A 23,875-nucleotide genomic window follows, 5' to 3' on the forward strand; every position below is an offset into this window, starting at 1 on the left:
AGCGGTTGAGTTTTATTTTCAACCGCTTTTTTATTAGTTATAGATTATTTTCTTTGTCACCGTTTGGCCATTATCTAATTTTATTTTGACCAATAAAACTTGTGGTCCGGACCTTAAATTTGTAATAAGCCATTCTTTGCTGTCAATTGCTTTTTTATTGTATAACATCTTACCTCCGGAATCGTAAACTGAGACTTCTTCCAGATTTTCATTATCTGAAAAAGATTGTAGTTTAATGTTTTTATCTTTTACCGAAACAAAAATACTTCCTTCAGAATTAGTAAACTCTTCATTTCCTAAAGTATCATTAGGATCTGTGTAGCGCAACACAAAACGTTTTTGAAAAACTCCTATAGCTGTTGTAAAAGTATAACCTCCCGTGGTAAGATTATGTATTTTATTTGTCACATTATCCTTCAAATAAATAACCTGATTAGTTAAATCTCCATCTGCATGATCTATAGCTATGGTAAACTCACCTTGCAAAGCTGACCTATATCCTAACTGGATTGTATCAGATACCGTAAAAGGAAGTGCTCTTCCCTGAATTACAAGTTTTTTTCCTTCATTTACACTATAGAAATCAATAAACGGATGTCCATCGAGGCTCACTCCATCAAAATTGTTATCCCAGGAATTTGTAGCTCCGGTTGCATACCCAATCAAAAGTTGTTTGAATGCGCCTTGTGTGTTTGACATATTTAACCAAACCCGGTGTCTTTCAATAGCAGTCAAATTACCCGATTTATAAAACTGACTATTTTCTCCCGCTACACGCATTGAATTTGTAAAAATAGATTTTTGACTTGCTCGTGATTTAACCAAAAATCCCTGACCTGCTGCAATATATCCTTTTGGTACACTTTGATTACCCGGATTTGGAGCAGAATCTCCTACCATGCTTCCAATAACAACACTACCTGATAAATTATAAATTGCATAATCGTCATTACTATAGTACAAGTAATGTTCTCCCGGAACACTTTGCTGTGGTAACGTGTTATGTGTCCAGATGTATATTGTTCCGTAAATATTTGCCTGGTTATCATAAATAAATTGATCTGCGTAAATGGCTGAAGGATAAGGATTCCCCAAAAGATTGTATTTTTCTGCAACAGCCTCCGGTCCAAAAAAGTTTCCGTTATTAGGAACGCCAATAAACTGAGCATTATAAATCTGAGGCATAGTTGTGCTATAAGGCTGTGGTGCCCTCACACTATAACCTCTTCCCGGTTCCATTTCTTCCACACCTCTAAAGATGGTTACCCATTGTGCAACAGGATCAAACTTATAGAATTTATCGTATAATGTAGCTGGAGTTAAATCATACAAAGTAAATGCAGGAACTCTTTTAACCGGAGTTGACCAATGTGTAAGATCAAAACGTCTCATTGGTTGTGTATTTCTCTTATAAATAATATTTCCAACATTAACAGCGTTTGACACCTGAACCAAACTTGAATTATTTTCGAACATAAAAATACCATTACCTAATACTTTAACTTCATTTGTAACAGTAATCGTATTTGTTCCTTCAACTATCAAAGAACCTTCATTCTCTATAGTTAATCTATTGGCAAAAAAACTTCCGTTTGTGCCTGAAATAATCGGGTTAATGGTTACGTCTGGAATATCAACACAATCAGAAGCGAGCGGAACACCTGTTGGAGTCCAATTTGCAGGATTTCCCCAGTTGGCATCATCACTTCCATTCCATGTTTTAGTAGAAAATGTATTTATTGTAATTGGTGTTGCTAAAGATTCGCAGCCTGATACTGTATTTCTCACTTTTACATTATAAACTCCAGGAGCAATACCAGTGAATACTCCTGTAGTATTTGTAAAATCAATTCCGTCTATAGTATAAGAATACCCTGCTCCTGCAGCTGGAGAAGTAATGGTTATACTTCCTGAATTATCCTGACAGCTAGGCTGTTGTGTCACTGTAACAGTCGGCGTAGGAGATACTTCGTTTACAATTAAAGAAACGGCTTGATTTACAGGACATCCGTTTGCAGTCGAAATTGTCATTACACCATTATAAGTTCCGGCTGGCGTATTAGCAGGAACACTCACATTTATAATAGTTCCTGATCCCGAGCTAAAAGGAAACGGTGTTGCTGCCTGATCTGTCAATGCAATCCAGTCTATTGCATAATTAACCGGTGATCCTGTTGTGGAATTATAATTTAAGGTCGTTGACTGAGCAGAAGCACTTTGACAAACTGCACTAAACACCCCTGTTGTTGCAATTGTTGGATTAGCATTAACTGTTAATGAAACGGAATGAGTTGCAAAGCAATTAGCTGATGTAAAAATTGTCATTAGTCCTGTATAAGTTCCAGCGGTCGTATTTGCCGGAACAGTAATATTGTTAACACTCCCGGATCCGGAACTAAAAGTAAAAGCTGTCGCACCCTGATCTGCTAATACGTCCCAATCAATTGAATAACTTAATGGTGATCCTGTTGTAGCAGAATATGCCAGAGAAGTAGTCTGTACAAAAGTACTCTCACAAACTGCCACTACTGTTCCCGCAGTTGTAATAGTTGGATTTGAATTAATTGTTAGCGATACATTTTGAGTTGCTGAACAACCATTTGCCGTTAAAATTGTCATCACGCCGTTGTAAGTTCCTGCTGAAGCATTGGCTGGAACAGCAATATTATTTATACTACCTGTTCCGGCTGCAAAAGCAAAAGTAGTTGTTCCCTGACTAGCTAGTCCTGTCCATGCAATTGAATAACTTATTGGTGAATTAGTTGTAGCGGTATATGCTAAAGAAGTAGTTTGCGCCGAAGCATTCTGACAAACAGATGTTATTGTTCCTGAAGTTGCTATGGTTGGACGAGAATTTATGATTAATGACACATTTTGAATTGCGGCACAACCATTTGCATTCAAAATTGTCATTATTCCGTTGTAAGTTCCTGCTGAAGCATTGGCTGGAACAGCAATATTATTTATACTACCTGTTCCGGCTGCAAAAGCAAAAGTAGTTGTTACCTGATTAGCTAGCCCTGTCCATGCAATTGAATAACTTATTGGTGAATTAGTTGTAGCGCTATACCCTAAAGAAGTCGTTTGAGCTGAAGCATTCTGACAGACAGGCGTTATTGTTCCTGAGGTTGCAATAGTCGGATTTGAATTAATTGTTAGCGATACATTTTGAGTTGCTGAGCAACCATTTGCATTCATAATCGTCATTACTCCGTTGTAAGTTCCTGCTGAAGCATTGGCTGGAACAATAATATTATTAATGGTTCCCGTTCCGGCTGTAAAAGCAAAATTGGTCGATACCTGATTAGCTAGTCCTGTCCATGCAATTGAATAACTTATTGGTGAATTAGTTGTAGCTGTATATGCTAAAGAAGTAGTTTGCACTGAAGCACTCTGACAGACAGGGGTTATTGTTCCTGATGTTGCAATAGTCGGATTTGAATTAATTGTTAGCGATACATTTTGAGCTGCTGAACAACCATTTGCCGTTAAAATTGTCATTACTCCGTTGTAAGTCCCTACTGCCGTATTAGCAGGAACAATAATATTATTAATGGTTCCCGTTCCGGCTGTAAAAGCAAAATTGGTCGATACCTGACTAGCTAGTCCTGTCCATGCAATTGAATAACTTATTGGTGAATTAGTTGTAGCGGTATACCCTAGAGAAGTCGTTTGAGCTGAAGCACTCTGACAGACAGGCGTTATTGTTCCTGAGGTTGCAATAGTCGGATTTGAATTAATTGTTAGCGATACATTTTGAGTTGCTGAGCAACCATTTGCCGTTAAAATTGTCATTACTCCGTTATAAGTTCCTGCTGAAGCATTAGCTGGAACAATAATATTATTAATGGTTCCCGTTCCGGCTGTAAAAGCAAAATTGGTCGATACCTGATTAGCTAGTCCTGTCCATGCAATTGAATAACTTATTGGTGAATTAGTTGTAGCGGTATACCCTAAAGAAGTAGTTTGAGCTGAAGCACTCTGACAGACAGGGGTTATTGTACCTGAAGTTGCTATAGTCGGATTTGAATTAATTGTTAGCGATACATTTTGAGTTGCTGAACAACCATTTGCCGTTAAAATTGTCATCACGCCGTTGTAAGTCCCTACTGCCGTATTAGCAGGAACAATAATATTATTAATGGTTCCCGTTCCGGCTGTAAAAGCAAAATTGGTCGATACCTGACTAGCTAGTCCTGTCCATGCAATTGAATAACTTATTGGTGAATTAGTTGTAGCGGTATACCCTAAAGAAGTCGTTTGAGCCGAAACACTATGACAGACAGGCGTTATTGTTCCTGAGGTTGCTATAGTTGGACGAGGATTTATGGTTAATGACACATTTTGAGTTGCTGAACAACCATTTGCATTCAAAATTGTCATTACTCCGTTATAAGTTCCTGCTGAAGCATTGGCTGGAACAGTAATATTATTTATACTACCTGTTCCGGCTGCAAAAGCAAAAGTAGTTGTTCCCTGACTAGCTAGCCCTGTCCACGCAATAGAATAACTTATTGGTGAATTAGTTGTAGCTGTATATGCTAAAGAAGTAGTTTGCACTGAAGCACTCTGACAGACAGGGGTTATTGTTCCTGATGTTGCAATAGTCGGATTTGAATTAATTGTTAGCGATACATTTTGAGCTGCTGAACAACCATTTGCCGTTAAAATTGTCATTACTCCGTTGTAAGTCCCTACTGCCGTATTAGCAGGAACAATAATATTATTAATGGTTCCCGTTCCGGCTGTAAAAGCAAAATTGGTCGATACCTGACTAGCTAGTCCTGTCCATGCAATTGAATAACTTATTGGTGAATTAGTTGTAGCGGTATACCCTAAAGAAGTCGTTTGAGCTGAAGCACTCTGACAGACAGGCGTTATTGTTCCTGAGGTTGCTATAGTTGGACGAGGATTTATGGTTAATGACACATTTTGAGTTGCTGAACAACCATTTGCATTCAAAATTGTCATTACTCCGTTGTAAGTTCCTGCTGAAGCATTGGCTGGAACAGCAATATTATTTATGCTACCTGTTCCGGCTGTAAAAGCAAAAGTAGTTGTTCCCTGACTAGTTAGTCCTGTCCATGCAATAGAATAACTTATTGGCGTATTAGTTGTAGCAGTATAAGCTAGAGAAGTCGTCTGAGCCAAAGTACTCTGACAAACCGCCGCCACAGTTCCTGAAGTTCCAATGGTCGGATTTGGATTGATAACAACATTAAAATTATAGCCCGAAGAGACACAACCAGCAGCATTAATTACATTCAAAGTTCCTGTATAAGTCCCTGGTAGTGTATTTGCAGGAATAGCAATATTAATCGGACTGGCAGGTAAAGCTGCATTAGTAACAGGTAAAAAATTGTTTGATGGAGATGCATTCCATGTAATACTATATAAAGTTGGTGAATTTGTTGTAGCATTATAATTCAATGCAGTACTTTGTATACTTGTACTGGCACATTTAGCCGCAATTGAACCTAATGTAATAGTAGGAGTTGTACCAACAACTATTGGGATTTGATTGTTTCCATTAAGTGTAGAAGAACAATCTTGTGAAGCTAAAGAAACAACAGTAATAGTGCTGTTACCCGGAGTATTAAGTCCCATTGCTGTAAACTCTCCTGTTCCAGCATTGTTAACTGTCATAGTTGTTGTTTGATTATTTTGTACAGGGATACTTGTACTGTATGTCACTGTATAAGTACCTTTCGGCAAGCTACCTGTTAACTTTACTAACGAAGTTGTTCCATTAGGAATGCAGACATTTGCAGCTGAAATTCCTGTAAGACTATAGGTTTTACAAGTATAGGTAAGTATCATATGTCCTCTTGCCCCATCTCCTCCATTTTGTACACCAGCTGCACTTATAGCTCCCCCACCTCCGCCTCCATAATTATTTCCTGGATTCCCCGGTGCAGTTCCTAAAACTGCAGCACTTCTTGAAAGACCTCCAGTTCCACCTAATCCTACACCTGGATTTCCAGCTGTACCACCAGCCCCAGATGTAAGAAGTAAACCAGCTACACTAATTGCACCGTTACCACCGTTTTGACCAGCTAATGCTGCCTGACCACCTACTACTGCTGTAGTACCCGCTTGTCCACCACCTAGTCCACCACTCGGATTAGCACCATCCGCAATATAAGCATTACCACCAAGCCCACCAGTTGCATAGAAACTAGAGTTAAATCCTGTTATATAAGATGGATTACCAGCAGCACCATTGCCACCTCCGCCAGCAGTTAGTCCTCCAACATTGACCTGCAAAGTTTGTGGGGTCGAAGTAGTAATCGTTGCTTTTGCATAAGCTCCGCCGCCGCCGCCGCCGCCGCTTCTTCCAACTAAAAATCCAGTTGAAGCTGCTCCACCTGCTCCACCTGCTCCCCATCCTTCTACTATAACCTCATCTATTCCCGCTGGGAGAATTAATGCCCCATTTGCAGGAAATGGATGGACACGGGTTTGTGCTTGTAAAGCATCACAAAAAACAAGTAAAATTAAAAAGTATCTTAATTGGTAAAAGGAAGCAAAGTTTGATTGCCTTTTGATATTAACTTGAAGTTTGGTAAAACAAAAGCAATTCAATGTAGTAAGTAAATCTTTTTTCATCTTGTGGCATTTTAGTAATTGAAAAAATAAATTCAAACTCAAACAAGATTAATCGCAAAATGTAGCATACTTGGAAACTTAGCGGGGATCTAAATCTAAAAAGTTACTCATTTTTACAATCAACTGAAGGCAAATAAAAAAACACTCTTAAAGTTGTTTTTGGACAGATAAAAATAGAATCAAACAAGGCTTGTAAAAGATCATTTAATCGAGATTTATTGCATTTAGTCGATTAAATATTATAACAAGGTACGATTTTATTTACATTGAAATTCATAATGTAGTATTAAACATATAATTTTAACAGTTAAAACTAGTAAAATACAAAAAATAAGAAAAAACTGTTAATTATTAAAAACAGAAACAATAAACAATTAAATATCAACACATTAAATAACAAAAAAGCCTTTCACAACTTTGTAAAAGGCTTTCATAAAATTTAAAATTTAATCCGCTAAAAAATCAGTTTCTTTGAAATAGAGTTACTATTCTCAAAAAACACTTTGACGACTAAAACCTGGTGAGAAGAAATTAAATTCTGAATATCAATTTTGTCTGTTTCAATCTTGTCTCTTTTGTACAATTGCTTTCCGGAAACATCATAAATTTCCACTTTTCTAATATTTTCATTTAGGCATTTAATAGTAATTATTTGATTTTTGACCGATATAAATGTATCATCCAATTCTTTAGCCTCTTTTGAAATTCCCAGATTAGTATTAGTATAAGTTATAGAAAAACGATTATTAAAAATTCCTGAGTCCGAATCAAACTGATAAGGGAGTTCACTGAGATTGTGCACCTTATTTAGAGCCTTATCAATTAAAAAGATAGTAACTTTATCAAAAAAACTGTCCTGATGATCAATCTCTAAATAAAAAGTCCCTTTTGTATATGCTTTGTATCCCAAAACAATTACATCACTTTCAATTAAAGGTTTTGCTCTTCCCTGAATGGTTAATTTTTTATTTTCTGTAATACTATAAAAATCTAACCCCTGATCTGAGCTTAAAAATTCTGCATCATAATTTAGATCAATATAATTTGTAGCTTCATCTGCATAACCAAGCAAGATCTGTCTAAATCCATTATGATTATCAGCAAGATTTAACCAAAAACGATATTTATCTTCCTGTTCCTGACTTAGAACTTTTAAATTCTTAGCTGGTTTAAAAAAAGTACTGTTATTTCCTGAAACTCGCATACTGTTGTTAAATTCAAGAGTTCCAACTACATTACTTACCACAAAAAAGCCTTGTCCTGAAGCTATATTACCATCCGGAGCTTCATTGCTTACACCGGAATTTAAAGAAGGTCTTGTCCCGATTCCTCCCAAAAGATTGTAAGCTGCAAAACCATCATTAGAATATTCATAATTTGACGGAGGCTGATTATGGGTCCAGAAGTAAATTGCTCCTTTTGTTTTACCCAAATTCTGTTTCAAAAAAGCATCTGCACTTATAGCAGAAGGATATGGGTTTCCAACTAAATAATAACGATTTGCCGTTTCAAAATCAAGTTCTACTTTACCATTATTTGGAATCCCTTTAAAGGTTCCTTCAAATATAACCCGTTCTTTAAGCGAATAATTTTGAGGTGCTCTAATATTGTAACCTTGTCCCGGTACCATTATCATTGTTCCTCTGTAATTAATTGTCCACCCCTTAAGAGGATCATACCAGGTATATTTATCGTAAAGAGTTTCCGGTGAAAGATCAAATAACTTCTGACCATTTACAGGCGAAGACCAATATGTTAGATCATATCGCATTACAGGTGTTGTCTTTCTTTTTAAATGAATAATTCCTGTATTAACCATGTCATCATCTGTTTGATACAAGCTGGCAGAGTTCTCTAAAACCAAAGTTCCCAGACCTGTATAGGCAAACTCTATTTCTAATGTATTTTTCTCTGGTATTACAACTATTTTGCCCTGATCAATATTACAACCGCAAATATTTGTTGTGGTTAAATTTGAATAATCTTCCTTGAAATAAACATCTTTTCCTACTGACGGGAAGCCGTTTGACCAGGAAATTCCATTCCAGATTGTAGTATTTACACAAAGCTTCAAACGGGCAATTCTATGTTTTGAAACACCTGAGACAGAATTAAAGTTCCCTCCAATTAACAATCTGTAATCTTCTGTAAAATTCATTGCGAAAAGTGTATTATTTAAATTCGCCGAAAAAGAATTATCATAACCTCCTGAAGGCATTAATCGGATAAGTCTTGAAGATGCCACATTTTTATAGGTTCCTGAAAAAGCGCCTCCCAATAGTATTCTTCCATCGGGTTGTAGTAAAATACTACGAACGTCTCCTTTGCTAAAACCTGTGCCTGACTCAAAAGTTGGATCTAGACTTCCATCGTTATTTAATCTCAGTATTCTCTTTTGTGAAATTCCGTTAAAAGTTAAAAAAGAGCCTCCAACAAGTATTTTTTGATCGGACTGAACTGCAATAGCAAAAACATATTTGTCAAAACCTTGTTGTACATTAAAACCTGTATCTATACTTCCATCAGAATTTAGACGCAGCAAACCGGCAAAAGACAAACCATTAAAGGTTTTAAAATGACCTCCAACCAGAATCTTCCCATTCGGTTGCAGTACTACAGTATCAACAATTCCATCAGCACCTGAACCAATATTAAAACTTGGGTCTTTTGATCCGTCCGGAAGCAATCTGATAATCCTGCCTGCATTTAAAGCTGAACCATTGTATTTTGTAAAATTGCCTGCGACTACTATTTTTTGATCATTCTGAATCGCTAATGAATAAACCTGTCCATTACATCCATCCCCAATATTAAAAGAATAATCGATTTCTCCGGAGGGAGTTATTCTAACAATTCTGTTACTTGTGACATCATTATATTTTGTAAAATTCCCTCCCGTAATGATTTTTCCATCAGCTTGTAATACTGTCGTTTTTACTACGTTGTTAGCACCTGATTTTTCAGGGTTAAAAGAAAAATCAATAGATCCGTTCTCTAAAAGACAGGTAATTCTGGAGGCTGATTCCCCGTTGAACTTTTTAAAATTACCTCCAATAATTATTCTTTTATCCGGCAGAGGTAAAATACTAAAAACAGAATTGTCAAATCCAATTCCCGAAGAAAGGTAAGCAATATCATGTTCTCCTTCGCTACTAATTTTAGCCAATCTTCCTTGATTAAGTCCATCGAAAACAGAAAAAGAACCACCCACGAACCAGGATCCTTCATCATCAGTTTCTAAACACAAAACTGAAGCTGATGCCGGTCCTGTACCAATATCAAAATCCGATTTCAATATTCCATTGGCACTTAAAAAGACAAGTCTGTTGACTTCATTGCCGTTATAAAGTCCAGTAAAAGATCCTCCTGCCATAATATCTCCATTTGCATTAATTTTTAATACCTGAACACCTTCCTTACTAAAACCTGTACCCGTTTGAAAACTATCATCTCTCGATCCGTCTTCATTTAAACAAATTATTCTGTTGGCTGTGACATCATCATACATAGTGAAATTACCTCCCAAAACAATCTTTCCATCCGGACGCAAAGCAATCGCATTTATATCATCATTAAATCCGGTTCCGCAATTAAAATCCGAATCAAAACTTCCATCATCTTTTAAGCGAATTATTCTATTAGCGGAAGTATTATTGAATGTTGTAAAATTTCCTGTAAGAATCACTTTTTGACCTGAAATAACACGAACATGCGTAATATTTAAAGCCGAACCCGAACCGGTCAAAAAGGAAGAATCGAGTGCACCATTCGGCAATAAACGCGCTACCCGATTAACTGTAGCATTAGTGTATTTTGTAAAACTCCCTACAATAATTATTTTACCATCTGATTGTAAGTCAATATCATAAATAATTCCTGTTGTTGCTCCAATAGTTGTATTAAAGCTTTCGTCATAAGAGCCATCAGGATTTAAACGAATAAGTCTTCCTGCACTAACTCCATTGTAACTTGTAAAACTTCCTCCCAGAATAATTTTACCATCTTCTTGTAAATACGATGCATAAACTTTTCCGTTAAAACCAGTTCCTGTATTGAAGCTGTCATCAATTGATCCATCAGGATTCAGACGGGTTATATAGGAAACAGGAAATCCATTTAAACTTAAATAATCTCCACCCACAATCAAACTGCCATCTTTTTGTAAAAGAAGTGTTCTGACTGCAGCGTTAAAACCGTCTCCGTTTTGTCCGTCATCTTTTGTGTTAAAGGTAATATCTACTTTACCCTGCTGTGCAAAAAGGCTTTCATTGGGAGCAAACACAAAAATAAAAATTAGTAAATGAAGTATTTTTTTTATCAAAACAATATAATTAGAGTTACAATTTGTAAGAATTAAACTAAAATTATAAAGTATTATAAAAAACTACAATACCAAGATTTAGGGATATTTCACAAAAAAGTCCATTCCTTTTAGGGAATGGACTTTAAAATTTATTGAATTTCTTATTTTACAAATTACTGTAGATAATTTTTCTTGTAAAAGTATGTCCGTTTTCTAAACTAATTTTCACCAATAATGCCTGATCACTGCATTGTAGATTAGAAATCTGTAATTCTGATGAATTTACATTATTTTTATTATACAATAATTGTGCACCAATGTTAAAAATGTTTACGTCTTTTATTGTTTCTTTTGATGATGTAATTCTGACTACTTTATCTTTCACTGAGATTAAGACACTATTTTCTAAACTCTCAAAATCATCAGTTCCTAAAGTACTATTTGTATAACGAAGTACAAGGCGACTATTGAATGTTCCTTTTTCCGATGTAAACTTATAATCAGCAAGGCGCAGGTTGGTTATTTTTCCTGTTGTTTTATCTTCTAAATAAACCTCCTGATTCTCATTAAACATACCATCTGCATGATCGATTGAAACAGTATAATCTCCTTTAGCCGTTACGGTATATCCAAAAGGCACAAGATCGCTTTTGCTAAATGGCATTGCACGGCCCTGAATCATTAACTTTTTAGAATTGTTGATGCTGTAAAAATCAATCACTCCGCTGGAAGCCATCGACAGACCGTCATATTTAGCATCAGTGGTATTGGTTGCTCCCTGAATATAGCCTACCAGAATTTGTTTGATAGCGCCGGTTGCATTGGTCATATTTAACCAGATACGATGTCTGTCTGTTTCTGATGCAGCTGTTTTGAAAAACTGTTTATTGTTGCCCAGTCTACGCTGATTATTATTAAATTTTACAGTTGTAGTTGCTGCAGGTGCTTTTATCAGGAAGCCCTGAGCTGCTGCAATATAACCATTAAAACCAATGCCTCCAAGACCATTATAGGCAACAAAATCATCTGTATAATAGATATATTGATCTGTAGTTGACTTAACCGGAAGATTGGTATGCGCCCAGAAATATAATGTACCCAGATCTTCATTGTCATCTAAAAGCTGTTTTGCAGATATGGCGGAAGGATAAGGGTTTCCTATCAGGTTCCATTTTCCTTCTACAACATCAGCCGGAATATCACCATTATTTGGAATACCTGTAAAATTCGCTGTAAAATCAGCCTTGTCGGTAATACTAAAGTTCTGAGGAGCTCTAATACTATATCCCTGACCTGTTTTCATTTTCATAGTTCCTTTTCCATTGATTGCCCAGTCTCCTTTAACCGGATCAAAATAGAAATATTTATCTACTAAAGTAGCCGGCGATAAATTGTACATTGTAAAGCCTTCTTTGGTTACAGGCATAGACCAGTAAGTCAAATCATAACGACGTACAGAAGTTGTTCTCTGATAAACAATCTCTCCGGAATTCTGAATATCTGTTTTTTGTATCAAACTGGCACCACTTTCAAAAAGTAGTTTACCATTAGAAGTTACTGCATTGGTAATGGTTAGAGTTACTCCTTCTGGAACTGTAACAAAAGGATCTGAATCATCATTCGGAACACTAATTATAAGTGAGCAAGCCTCAATATCTGCCGCTAAAGGATCACCGGCAGCAGAAGTAATAATAACACTTTTAGTTTCATTCGGAAGACCATTTGACCAGCCCGAACCGTTCCATGTTGTAGACGATTCATCTTTAATTTCTACTTCTGCAGATAATCCTGATGCGCAAGTCGTTGTTGTTTGGACTGTAAAATAATATTTCCCAGCCGCCAAACCTGTTACTTCATAAGTTCCTGTAGATCCTGTAACATAAATAGGTCTTGATGCATCACCTGTCTGGTTAATCTGAAAAGAACCTGATGGTAGATTTCCTAAAATTACTTTTCCTTGCCCCAGACATGTTACATGAGTTATGGTTCCTATGGATGGGGTGTTTTCTATTGGGTTTACGGTTATTGTCCAGCTTCCATTTGATATCGTAGCTGTATTACAAGTTCCGTCATTTGCAAACCTTGTATAAGTAGTTGTTGTGGTCAATCCTACTGGAGGCGTATAGGTTGCATTATTTGTACTTGTTATATTGACTCCATTTGCTTGCCACTGATAGGTAATATTTCCGTCTCCTCCACTGGCTGCTGTTGTACTGCCGATTGCAGCAGGTGTTCCCCCATAACAAATCGTCTCTCCTGTGGAACTGATTGCACCAGCTGTAAATTGAGCACGAACCGTTACAGCCCATACATTTGTTGAACTTGTAAATCCACTGCAAGCTCCATCTTTCGCCTGACGTCGGTACCACATATTTGCAGTCAATCCTGCCGGTGGTGTATACCCAACCGTATTATTTGAAATTGTTGTTGGTGAAGTAAACGATGCATCTGTACTGCTTTGCCACTGATAGGTAATATTTCCGTCTCCTCCACTGGCTACTGTAGTACTGCCGATTGCAGCAGGTGTTCCCCCATAACAAATCGTCTCTCCTGTGGAACTGATTGCACCGGCTGTAAATTGAGCACGAACCGTTACAGCCCATACATTTGCTGAACTTGTAAATCCACTGCAAGCTCCATCTTTCGCCTGACGTCGGTACCACATATTTACAGTCAATCCCGCTGGTGGTGTATAGCTAATATTATTAGTTGAAATTGTTGTTGGTGAAGTAAATGCTGCATCTGTGCTGCTCTGCCACTGATAGATAATGTTTCCGTCTCCTCCACTGGCTGTTGTAGTACTACCAATTGCAGCAGGTGTTCCTCCATAACAAATCGTCTCTCCTGTGGAACTGATTGCACCAGCTGTAAATTGAGCACGAACCGTTACAGCCCATACATTTGTTGAACTTGTAAATCCACTGCAAGTTCCATCTTTTGCCTGACGTCGGTACCACATATTTGCAGTCAATCCTGCCGGTGGTGTATACCCAACCGTATTATTTGAAATTATTGTTGGTGAAGTAAACGCTGCATCTGTACTGCTTTGCCACTGATAGGTAATATTTCCGTCTCCTCCACTGGCTGCTGTTGTACTGCCGATTGCAGCAGGTGTTCCTCCATAACAAATCGTCTCTCCTGCGGAACTGATTGCACCGGCTGTAAATTGAGCACGAACCGTTACAGCCCATACATTTGTTGAACTTGTAAATCCACTGCAAGCCCCATCTTTTGCCTGACGTCGGTACCACATATTTGCAGTCAATCCCGCTGGTGGTGTATAGCTAATATTATTAGTTGAAATTGTTGTTGGTGAAGTAAATGCTGCATCTGTGCTGCTCTGCCACTGATAGGTAATATTTCCGTCTCCTCCACTGGCTGCTGTTGTACTGCCGATTGCAGCAGGTGTTCCCCCATAACAAATCGTCTCTCCTGTGGAACTGATTGCACCAGCTGTAAATTGAGCACGAACCGTTACAGCCCATACATTTGTTGAACTTGTAAATCCACTGCAAGCCCCATCTTTTGCCTGACGTCGGTACCACATATTTGCAGTCAATCCTGCCGGTGGTGTATACCCAACCGTATTATTTGAAATTGTTGTTGGTGAAGTAAACGCTGCATCTGTACTGCTTTGCCACTGATAGGTAATATTTCCGTCTCCTCCACTGGCTGCTGTTGTACTGCCGATTGCAGCAGGTGTTCCTCCATAACAAATCGTCTCTCCTGCGGAACTGATTGCACCGGCTGTAAATTGAGCACGAACCGTTACAGCCCATACATTTGTTGAACTTGTAAATCCACTGCAAGCTCCATCTTTTGCCTGACGTCGGTACCACATATTTGCAGTCAATCCTGCCGGTGGTGTATACCCAACCGTATTATTTGAAATTGTTGTTGGTGAAATAAACGCTGCATCTGTACTGCTTTGCCACTGATAGGTAATATTTCCGTCTCCTCCACTGGCTGCTGTTGTACTGCCGATTGCAGCAGGTGTTCCCCCATAACAAATCGTCTCTCCTGTGGAACTGATTGCACCGGCATTAAAAATAGGCCTAATAGTCAAATCATTTACATATTCACTACCAGTTATAACCGGATTTGAACTTACAATCCTCATTTTATATCCAGTCCCTGCTGCTGTTCCATTAGGAATTGTCACAGAAATAGATCCTGGCGTACTCGATGTTACTGAACCAATTGTTGTTGGAGACGAAAAACTTCCAGTTGCATCAGATAGCTGAGCTGTAAAAATATTTCCTGAAGCGTAGGGAGGTAATGGTCCCCTAAGACTATAAGATATTGGAAAAGTAGTTCCTGCACAAAATGGAGAAGTAATAGATGTAATAACTATATCACGTATTCTTGCTAATACAAAAAATCTATTATTTCCTATAGCCGATGAGTTTGTTACACCATTAACACCAACGGTTCCTGCCAAAGAAGTATATGTTCCAGATAATGTTGTACTGCCTCCAACAGCATCTAATGGGCTAATTGTTGTAGGTCGAGATAAAGACACCCTTGTATTTGTAAAATTCCCACTAGTGACCAATGACCAATATTCTGTTTTGCTTAAACTAGCTAATACAGTATTATCAGCAGTTCCTCCACAATCTCCTAAGAAGGCTTCGGCCTGTGCTGTTGGAGATGAGGTTGGTGCAGTATTATTTATTAATGTAAACGGTAAATATAACGTTCCTTTTCCTGTTGGAAAAAGATATGTGCTAGCAGTAGATGAAGACCATCTAATGGGGCCTTTTACAAATGAATTTGAAGACCCTCCACTAATTGCACTTGTAGAAGAATTTGTCACATTAACAAAACTAGTAGTCGTGGTTGATAAAAACCCATTTGTCATTGTCAATGCGTTTGATACCTCTATCGTGGCGTTATTTGTCCAATTTCCATTTATACCATTAAAAACTAAATTATAAAATTTACCAGAATTACCGGATAAAATTCCGTTAATAGTTTGTGTACCAGTCCCTGTAAAATTAACAGTACTACTTCCCGCCGTAAAAACCTTATTATTTGTCCAGTTTTCACTAATATTAATTGTTGGCGTACCTGATGGACATGCATAAGAATTTGTACCAGTAGCGTTTATAGTAAGATTTTTTATATTTGCTGTTCCTCCTGTATGCGTAATCGTACCAACAGTTGCTATAGTACCTGCTCCAACATAAACATCATCAGCATCTAATGTACCTGAACTTATTTCAAGCACACCTGCAGTTGTAACAGCTCCAACATTCAATCCTCCTTTAACTGTTAAAGTTCCCCCATTCACCCTTACTCTTCCCCCTGCAACAAATAGAGTAGAATTAGCAATTACTGTATTTCCATTAGTTTCAAATACACCTGCACCTCCAATAACATTCCATGGTGCCCAAAAATTAGCATTAACGGTCACTAATCCACTTGCCCTTATTATTCCACTTGAATGAGCCAAAGTTAAAAAACTAAATGCTGATGGTGCAGGTCCGCTTCTAACAGTTTCACCTGCAGTATACATGTTTACTAATGGGGTATACGAACCATAATCATACAAACCATCTATAGCAATACTACCCCATACATTCATTCTTTTATTTGTACCCCAACCAACATAGTGACTTAAAATACCATTAACAGAAACAATTAAATCATTTGATAAATCATAATCTGAATCAGACGCTGTTAAAACCAAATTACCTTGTGTAACAGTTAAATTACCAAGAACCCTAAACGCTGTATTATTATTTGTAACTTTGGTAGTCTTAGCATTTTTATTGATTACTAAATTATTAAATGAAGTTGTAGAACTTCCTTGTATTATAGCATCATTCGCTCCATCAAAAGTTACTGTGGATGATCCTGCTGTGAACGCCCCATTATTTGTAAAATCACCTCCAAGATTAATCGCATAATTACTTGTAGAAGTACTAAATGTCACTCCATTCAAAATATTCAAATTACCATTTATAGTAGTAGCTCCAGACAATGTTTTTGTCCCACTCCCTGAAAGAGTAAGGTTAGCGTAATTTAAATTCCGAACAGTCTGACCTGCAGCATCATACTCAACTGTGAATCCTATTGGAAATGAAGTTGGTACAAAGGAATAATTTCCTCCCCATGTTGTTGCACCAACTCTTAGTGTTCCTGCAACTAAATTATATGATGAGGTTGTTAGAAGATAAGTTGCAGCATCAAATATACCAGTTGTATTAGTAAATGTTCCTATACTAAGCGTATTTCCAAGAATTAAAGATCCACCAGTTTTATTAACCACCAATTCTCCACCACTTGTTGTTATCCTACCTGTTAAACTCTGAGTATTTGTACCCGTAAAAACAGCAGTTGCTCCACTACCGGTTGAAGTTCCATTAAAACTCCAATTTCCCGTAAGAGAGATAGTTCTTATTCCTCCACCTGTTGTCCAATTCCCTCCACCACTAACATTTCCGTTAACAGTAAGAGTCTCACCATCCATCATTGTAAGTCTTCCTGTAATAGTTATACCTGCACAAGTTTGATTTCCGTTTGTCAAAACATTCGCTAAATTAGCAATAACTACAATATCTGTTGGCAATGGAACAATTCCTCCTGACCAAGTTGAAGGTACGTTCCAATTTCCTCCAGTTGCTGTACTTGTAATTGTTGCAGCATTAGCATAAGAAACTACAAAAAACATCCCAACACAAAGCAATCCAAGACTAGGTTTAAATGTTTTTTTTGAAGAATTTGAAATAAAAAATAAAAACGAGTAAAGTAGTTTTCTCATCATATTCAGTAGGTATTTGTTTAAATTTGTTTTTGGGCTGTTAAAAAGCCAAAACGCCTATATTTCTTACATACGAAGAATGTTGACATTTGGTTTTTAACTAGAACTTAAATGTTAAAATTCTGATTTTGAGCAGAATCCTAAAAATGTTAAAATCTCGTACAAAAATATTTAAATTAGCCTAATACGCAAGGTTATAATTTATTTCTTTTTAACAAATGTTAACAAATTTTAGAAATAATTTATAACTATTTGTCCAATATTACATTTAAACGTTAAAAAGCATGAAAAACCCGACGAACTACACTTTTACCATCAAAGAAGCTTTACAAAAATTAGAACATTTTTGTGCGTATCAGGAACGTTGTCATGACGAAGTGGTGCAAAAATTACATAGTCTAAAAATGACTACTGATGAAATTGATACTATTGTCGTTCAGCTTATTGAGGGAAATTTTTTAAACGAAACACGTTTTGCCTGCAGCTTCGCAAGAGGAAAACACCGCATTAAAAATTGGGGCAAGATTAGAATTACAAACGAGCTAAAAGCAAGACATATTTCGTCAACTAATATTTCTTTGGCTTTAAAAGAAATTTCTACAGAAGAATATTTTGAAACTTTTGAAAATCTGGCCGAAAAATGCTGGAGCAATTTGACAGAAACCAATCTTTTAAAAAAACGCAAGAAATTTTGTGATTATATGCTTCGAAGAGGCTATGAAAGCAATCTGGTTTACGAAAAAGTTCAGGAACTGGAACAAAAATAAACTGTCGTTTTCAATTCTAAAAAAATAATTTATAAGTATTTTAAAATCATTTTCGCTACTTAAAAAAGCATAAATTACCTACAAAACACCAAATAACTTTTGGTTATATATTATTCTTTTTTTGAGAGATTTATATCAAACTCGACGTTTTTTAGTCTAAAGCCTCAAAAAATCAGCTTCAAAAACACTGTATTTTACGAATATTCTTATATTTTATTTTTAACTTTTATAAGAATATTTATCGAACATTAAAATTTTTAATGCAGTTCGTCGAGTATTTTAACGACTCATCGAAAAACTCCCCATTCTAAAAACCCAGCGTATTTTCAGCTCGTAGATGTATCTATATTTGCGCGTGCATTAATTATTATGCCAGCATAACAAACTGATAGAAAAAGATCTAGTATGAAAAAAACTCTACTTTTAATTTTATTTTTATTGCCTTTTTTGGGATTTTCCCAAATTGTTGATTTGGTTAAATGGGATAGCTCTAGCAACTTTAATGCTAATATTTTAGTTCCAACGTCTCAAGTATCTGCGCCAGCAATTACAGGAAGCAATCTTATAAACTCAAATTATGCGGGATACGCTAGCTCTCAATGGCCTGGGGGAAACTCAATAAATCCAGCTAAATATATCCAAATAGGAATTAAAGCACAACCAGGATACAAAATTGATTTATCAGCATTAAAATATGCTTATATACCATCGAATGGTTCAGATTCACCCAGAAAATATCAGGTTAGATATTCTAGAAGTTCCTCTTTTCCAGCAAACGGTACATTGCTTTTAGATACTAAGGATGTACTATCTGGCAGAAATAACGAACAAATCTATTTTGATACAGGTTTCACTTTGCTGCCCGAAGAAGAGATATACTTTCGTTTTTATGGATTTGCTATGGAAAATGCCTATTATGACGGCGGTTTGTGGGGATTAGTAAATTCACTTATAAGTGAAAGCGGAAGATATTATGTTCCCACAATAACAGGAACCGTATCTCCTTACATTCCGACTTTAACAGCTAATAATGACACCGCTACCACTATTCAAAATAACTTTACTGTAATCAATGTTTTAAACAATGATTTAGCAGGAACTAATCCAATATCATCTGTAGACATCCAATCTCCACCAGCGAATGGAACTGTAGTTGTAAATCCCGATAATAAAATAAAATTTACTCCTGCTACTGATTTCGTAGGACTCACATCTTTTACCTACAGGATTGGAGATGGAACAAATACGTCTACAGCTACCGTAAACGTAACCGTTAACGCACCTACTACTTCTTCGCTTGTTGAATGGAATGGTCCAGACGACACCATACCTAACATTATTGCTCCTACTAATGCAGTAGCTGCAGATCCTTTCACAGTTGGACCTGGAACAACTTTGCAACTACAACCAAAAGGCGACGGTTATAATGGATATGGATGGCCAACACAATTTACTATTGACGAATCTAAATATTTTGAATTCACTACTTCAGCTAAAACAGGCTACAAGCTTAAATTAAATAAATTCAACTTCACTTATACTCCAGACGCAAATCATTTTATAGCAAGATATCAGGTAAGATACTCAAAGGATGATTTTGCTACAAGCTTCATATTAGAAGACGAAGCAACAAATACAGGTAAAACCAATAAATCTTTAGATCTATCAAATGTAACATTATATCCTGATGAGAAAATAACAATTCGTATTTACGGTTATAAGTTAAAATCTAGAGAATACCCTGATTCTCCTATATTTCTAGCTAATACTGTTAGCAAGGGGCCTGGAGGAACTGTTCCTACAATTACCGGAACCGTTTTAAACTATGATACAACAGATTTAAATGCCAATGATGATCTGGTTTCTACACAGGAAAAAAGAGCAATTTCTTTTAATCCTTTAACAAATGATATAAATACAAGTGGTGCTACAATAACTTTTAGTCAACCACCAACAACATCAGGGACTGTTTCTGCAAACGGTAATGTTTTCATATTCACTCCCAATGACAATTTCAAAGGCATTACTTCATTTACTTACACACTTACAAAGGGGACACAGACTTCTACTGCAACTGTAGTTGTTTATGTTAATGAACTTACACCTAGATTAATTATTTGGAATGGTGCAGTTCAAACTACAAAAGCTGTAGTTACAGATCCTAATGTAATAGGAAACGACTTAACAGTAGGAGGAAATGGAGTCGGTTTACGTCTAGATCTAAATGAATTTTATATGACAGGTTTACAAAATGGTGGATCAACTGCTGAAAATTTAAGCCGATATATGCAAGTAAGCGTAACACCTAAGCAAAAATATAACCTGACATTAACGCAATTTAAATTTATATACAATTCTCCCTCTGGAGATCAGGGAGCATCGATGTTTCAGGTGCGTTATTCAAAAGATCCAAATTTTGCAGACAATGGCACCGTCTTATTAGGTCCGACAGCAGCAGTAAAGGGAACAGATAGAGAAGTTACCATAAATTTCCCAAGTGGTACAAGAGTTTTGAGCAATACAAACGAAACTTTCTATATTAGAATTTATCCTTATGCCGTTTTAAGTCAATCTAATGGCTATTTTATAATAAAAAATAGCGACGGTGGAGATATTGGTCCAACAATTACCGGAGTTGTAGAACCATCAAATTTAATTACTGCAGTTGCTGATGTTGCAACAGTTAGCTCTACTGACGCAACTCCAATTCCAATCCTTGCAAATGACGAGAACTACACACCATTAGTTTCTATATCAACAACACAGCCGACTGTAGGAGGAACTGTTCAGGTAAATGGCACAACGAATGTCATATTTACACCTACACCAGGTTTTACAGGAACATCTACTTTTGATTATACTATTTACAATGGATTGAATTATTCGACTGCAACTGTAACCCTTAATGTTTCTTGTCAGGCACCTGGAAATCAAACAGCTTTTGGAGATAATGAATGGATTGGATATGTGTACAAATTAGCGAACACAGCTCCTATGCCACCAAATACCTCTTATCCTGCTTTGCCAAGTAGCACTATTGCAACTTACATTGGAAGGGTAACAGAAAATAAAACGTTTGACAGAGATATGGATGCTGGTCCTGTTAGCGGACTTACCACAGAAATTCCTTGTGAAGCAGCTCCTACCGATCGTTTCCTTGTACGTTATAAAATGCATGTTGACATTACTGAAGCTGGCTTATACCATTTTGACCTTGGAAGTGACGACGGAGTAGCATTATACATAAACGAAGTAGAAGTTCTAAGAGAATGGTATGCCCGTGGATATGTAACAAATTCTTTTACAAGAAATCTTGATGTTGGTTCTTACGATTTTGTGCTTGAATATTATGAAGATGGTGGTTTAGCGAGAAATTCATTCTTCTTTGGTCTGCCAAAAGGAGATCCATCTGAGTTTGGAGATAAAGTATGGAATGTTTATGGTTATGAAAATGGTGATCTTTCACTAAACAATGTAAAATACGCAGGATATTATGTAGACCCAAATCCAAGCCCGGATTCAAGAATTTTCTGGCCGGTGGACAAATCTCCTTCTGCAGCTGCAATCTGGCAAGGTGTTAGAATACCTGACAACAATTTTACAACGGTTTACAAACGTAAAGGTTTTGAATGTGGACGCTATGAGTTACAAAATGTTACTCATGATGACGCCATCGAAATTTATATTGATGGTACTCCTATATATTCAGACGCAGCTTGGAACCCAAATTATTACGTAATTAATAGTGGAACTCTTTATGCTTTAAACAGCAACTCAAGAGTAGAAATTCGCGTTAGAGAAGATGCAGGTGATGCTAATCTTGCTATTAATTTTGTAAAAGTTGACGTAGAACATAATGGAGGTCCAATAGGTACACTTCAAAGCGGAAGTAGCCTGGTTATAAAAGGCAATACAAGACTAGCTTCAGATCTTACTGTTTGCTCTTGTACTGTTGATCCGACTTATACTTTAACAGTACCAGAAGGTGTAACGCTAACGGTAGATGAAAATATTACCGTAAAAGCAGGTGGAAAATTATTAGTAGAAAGTGGCGGATCCTTACTACAAACTTCAACAAGCAAAACAATGTTTACCGGAGATGAAGATTCTTTTGAGATTCAGAGAACAACTTCTGTACGTCGTTATGATTTGACTTACTGGTCTATGCCTGTAACCAAAGAAGGCTTTACAATGTACAATTTATCGCCGGCTACTTTAGTAGATAAATATTTCTATTTTGATCCGGTTAAAGGAGACTGGGCAGTCAATGGAAAAGGAACTATGAAAATGAAAACAGGTCAGGGATATAGTATTAGAGCTCCTCAGAACTTTAGTATTACCGACAAGGCTGATTTTACAGCTCATTTTACAGGTATTCCGAATAATGGTGATATTCCGGCTGATGTTGTAGAAGGAAAATGGAACCTGATAGGAAACCCTTATCCTTCTGCCATATCTGCAAAACAGCTTTTAGACGACAATGAAGATCTTGGTACATTATATTTCTGGGCGCATACCAATCTTCCGGTTAAGTCAACTACAGATCAATATATCTATTATACAGATGATTTTGTTGCTTATAATGGTCTGGGAGGCATTGGCTTTAATGGTTATATTGCAGCAGCTCAGGGCTTCCTGATAAAAGCACCTGCAGCAACTACAACTGTAAAATTTAATAATAATCAGCGTAGACTGGGCAACAATAAACAGTTTTTCAAAACAGCTGAATCAGAAACAGACAGACATCGTATTTGGTTAAATATGACCAATGCAACCGGCGCTATCAAACAAATTCTGGTAGGCTATATTCAGGGAGCAACCAATACCACTGATGCTAAATATGACGGTCTGTCGATGGCTTCCAGCGGAGTGATTGATTTTTACAGCATCAACAATTCTAAAAAGTTAATGATTCAGGGCCGTGCAATGCCATTTAGTAAAAGCGATCTTGTGCCTTTTGGATATACCGTAACGGCTAAAGGAGATTATACTGTTTCAATCGATCATGCAGATGGTATATTTAATGAGAATCAGGAGGTTTATTTAGAAGATAAAACAACAGGAAAAATAACCAACCTGCGCCTTGCTGATTATAAATTTACATCGGAAAAAGGAACATTCAATAGTCGCCTTGTACTTCGTTATACAAATAGTACTTTAGGAACGGATGATTTTGAAAATGCTACAGACGGGGTATTTGTATCGGTTAAAAACAAAGTTATCAGCATCTCTTCTTCAAATGAATCAATTAATGAAGTAAGTGTTTACAACTTATTAGGTCAGGAAGTTTTCAACAAAAAGAAAATCAATAGTAATGATCTTGAAATTTCAAATTTACAAACCGGAAATCAGGTTCTATTAGTAAAAACAGCTCTTGAAAACGGATCTGTATCAACTAAAAAAATAATAATGAATTAATCCTTATTTCAA

The 23,875-nt window shown here is 36.7% G+C and carries 5 protein-coding genes; 2 read left to right on the top strand and 3 right to left on the bottom strand.

What is annotated here, in order from left to right; translation table 11 throughout:
* Positions 1-33: 33 nt before the first annotated feature.
* The 3 genes from ACFS3A_RS14005 to ACFS3A_RS14015 form a co-directional block, all read right to left on the bottom strand.
* Complete coding sequence (locus tag ACFS3A_RS14005; protein ID WP_379826220.1) at positions 34-6,609, bottom strand: T9SS sorting signal type C domain-containing protein; 6,576 nt, start codon at positions 6,607-6,609, stop codon at positions 34-36.
* A gap of 454 nt (positions 6,610-7,063) precedes the next feature.
* Positions 7,064-10,891, bottom strand: a complete 3,828-nt coding sequence (locus ACFS3A_RS14010) for a T9SS sorting signal type C domain-containing protein (RefSeq protein ID WP_379826221.1) — start codon at positions 10,889-10,891, stop codon at positions 7,064-7,066.
* Between the two features lie 187 nt (positions 10,892-11,078).
* Entirely contained in the window at positions 11,079-17,681 is a 6,603-nt protein-coding gene (locus ACFS3A_RS14015; RefSeq protein WP_379826222.1) for a T9SS sorting signal type C domain-containing protein, read from the bottom strand.
* A gap of 281 nt (positions 17,682-17,962) precedes the next feature.
* Here ACFS3A_RS14015 and ACFS3A_RS14020 point away from each other — a divergent pair, with 281 nt between their 5' ends.
* Together ACFS3A_RS14020 and ACFS3A_RS14025 are read left to right on the top strand one after the other, a co-directional pair.
* A complete protein-coding gene (locus ACFS3A_RS14020) occupies positions 17,963-18,445 on the top strand; it encodes a regulatory protein RecX (RefSeq protein ID WP_379826223.1) in 483 nt (160 codons plus the stop codon).
* Positions 18,446-18,850: 405 nt separating this feature from the next.
* The gene (locus ACFS3A_RS14025; protein WP_379826224.1) at positions 18,851-23,863 is read left to right on the top strand and encodes an Ig-like domain-containing protein; all 5,013 of its coding nucleotides are present in this window, start codon (positions 18,851-18,853) and stop codon (positions 23,861-23,863) included.
* The last annotated feature ends 12 nt before the right edge of the window (positions 23,864-23,875 follow it).

Origin of the sequence: Flavobacterium notoginsengisoli (genome assembly GCF_042686225.1) — a bacterium.
In the GTDB taxonomy this organism is placed as follows: Bacteria; Bacteroidota; Bacteroidia; order Flavobacteriales; family Flavobacteriaceae; genus Flavobacterium; species Flavobacterium notoginsengisoli.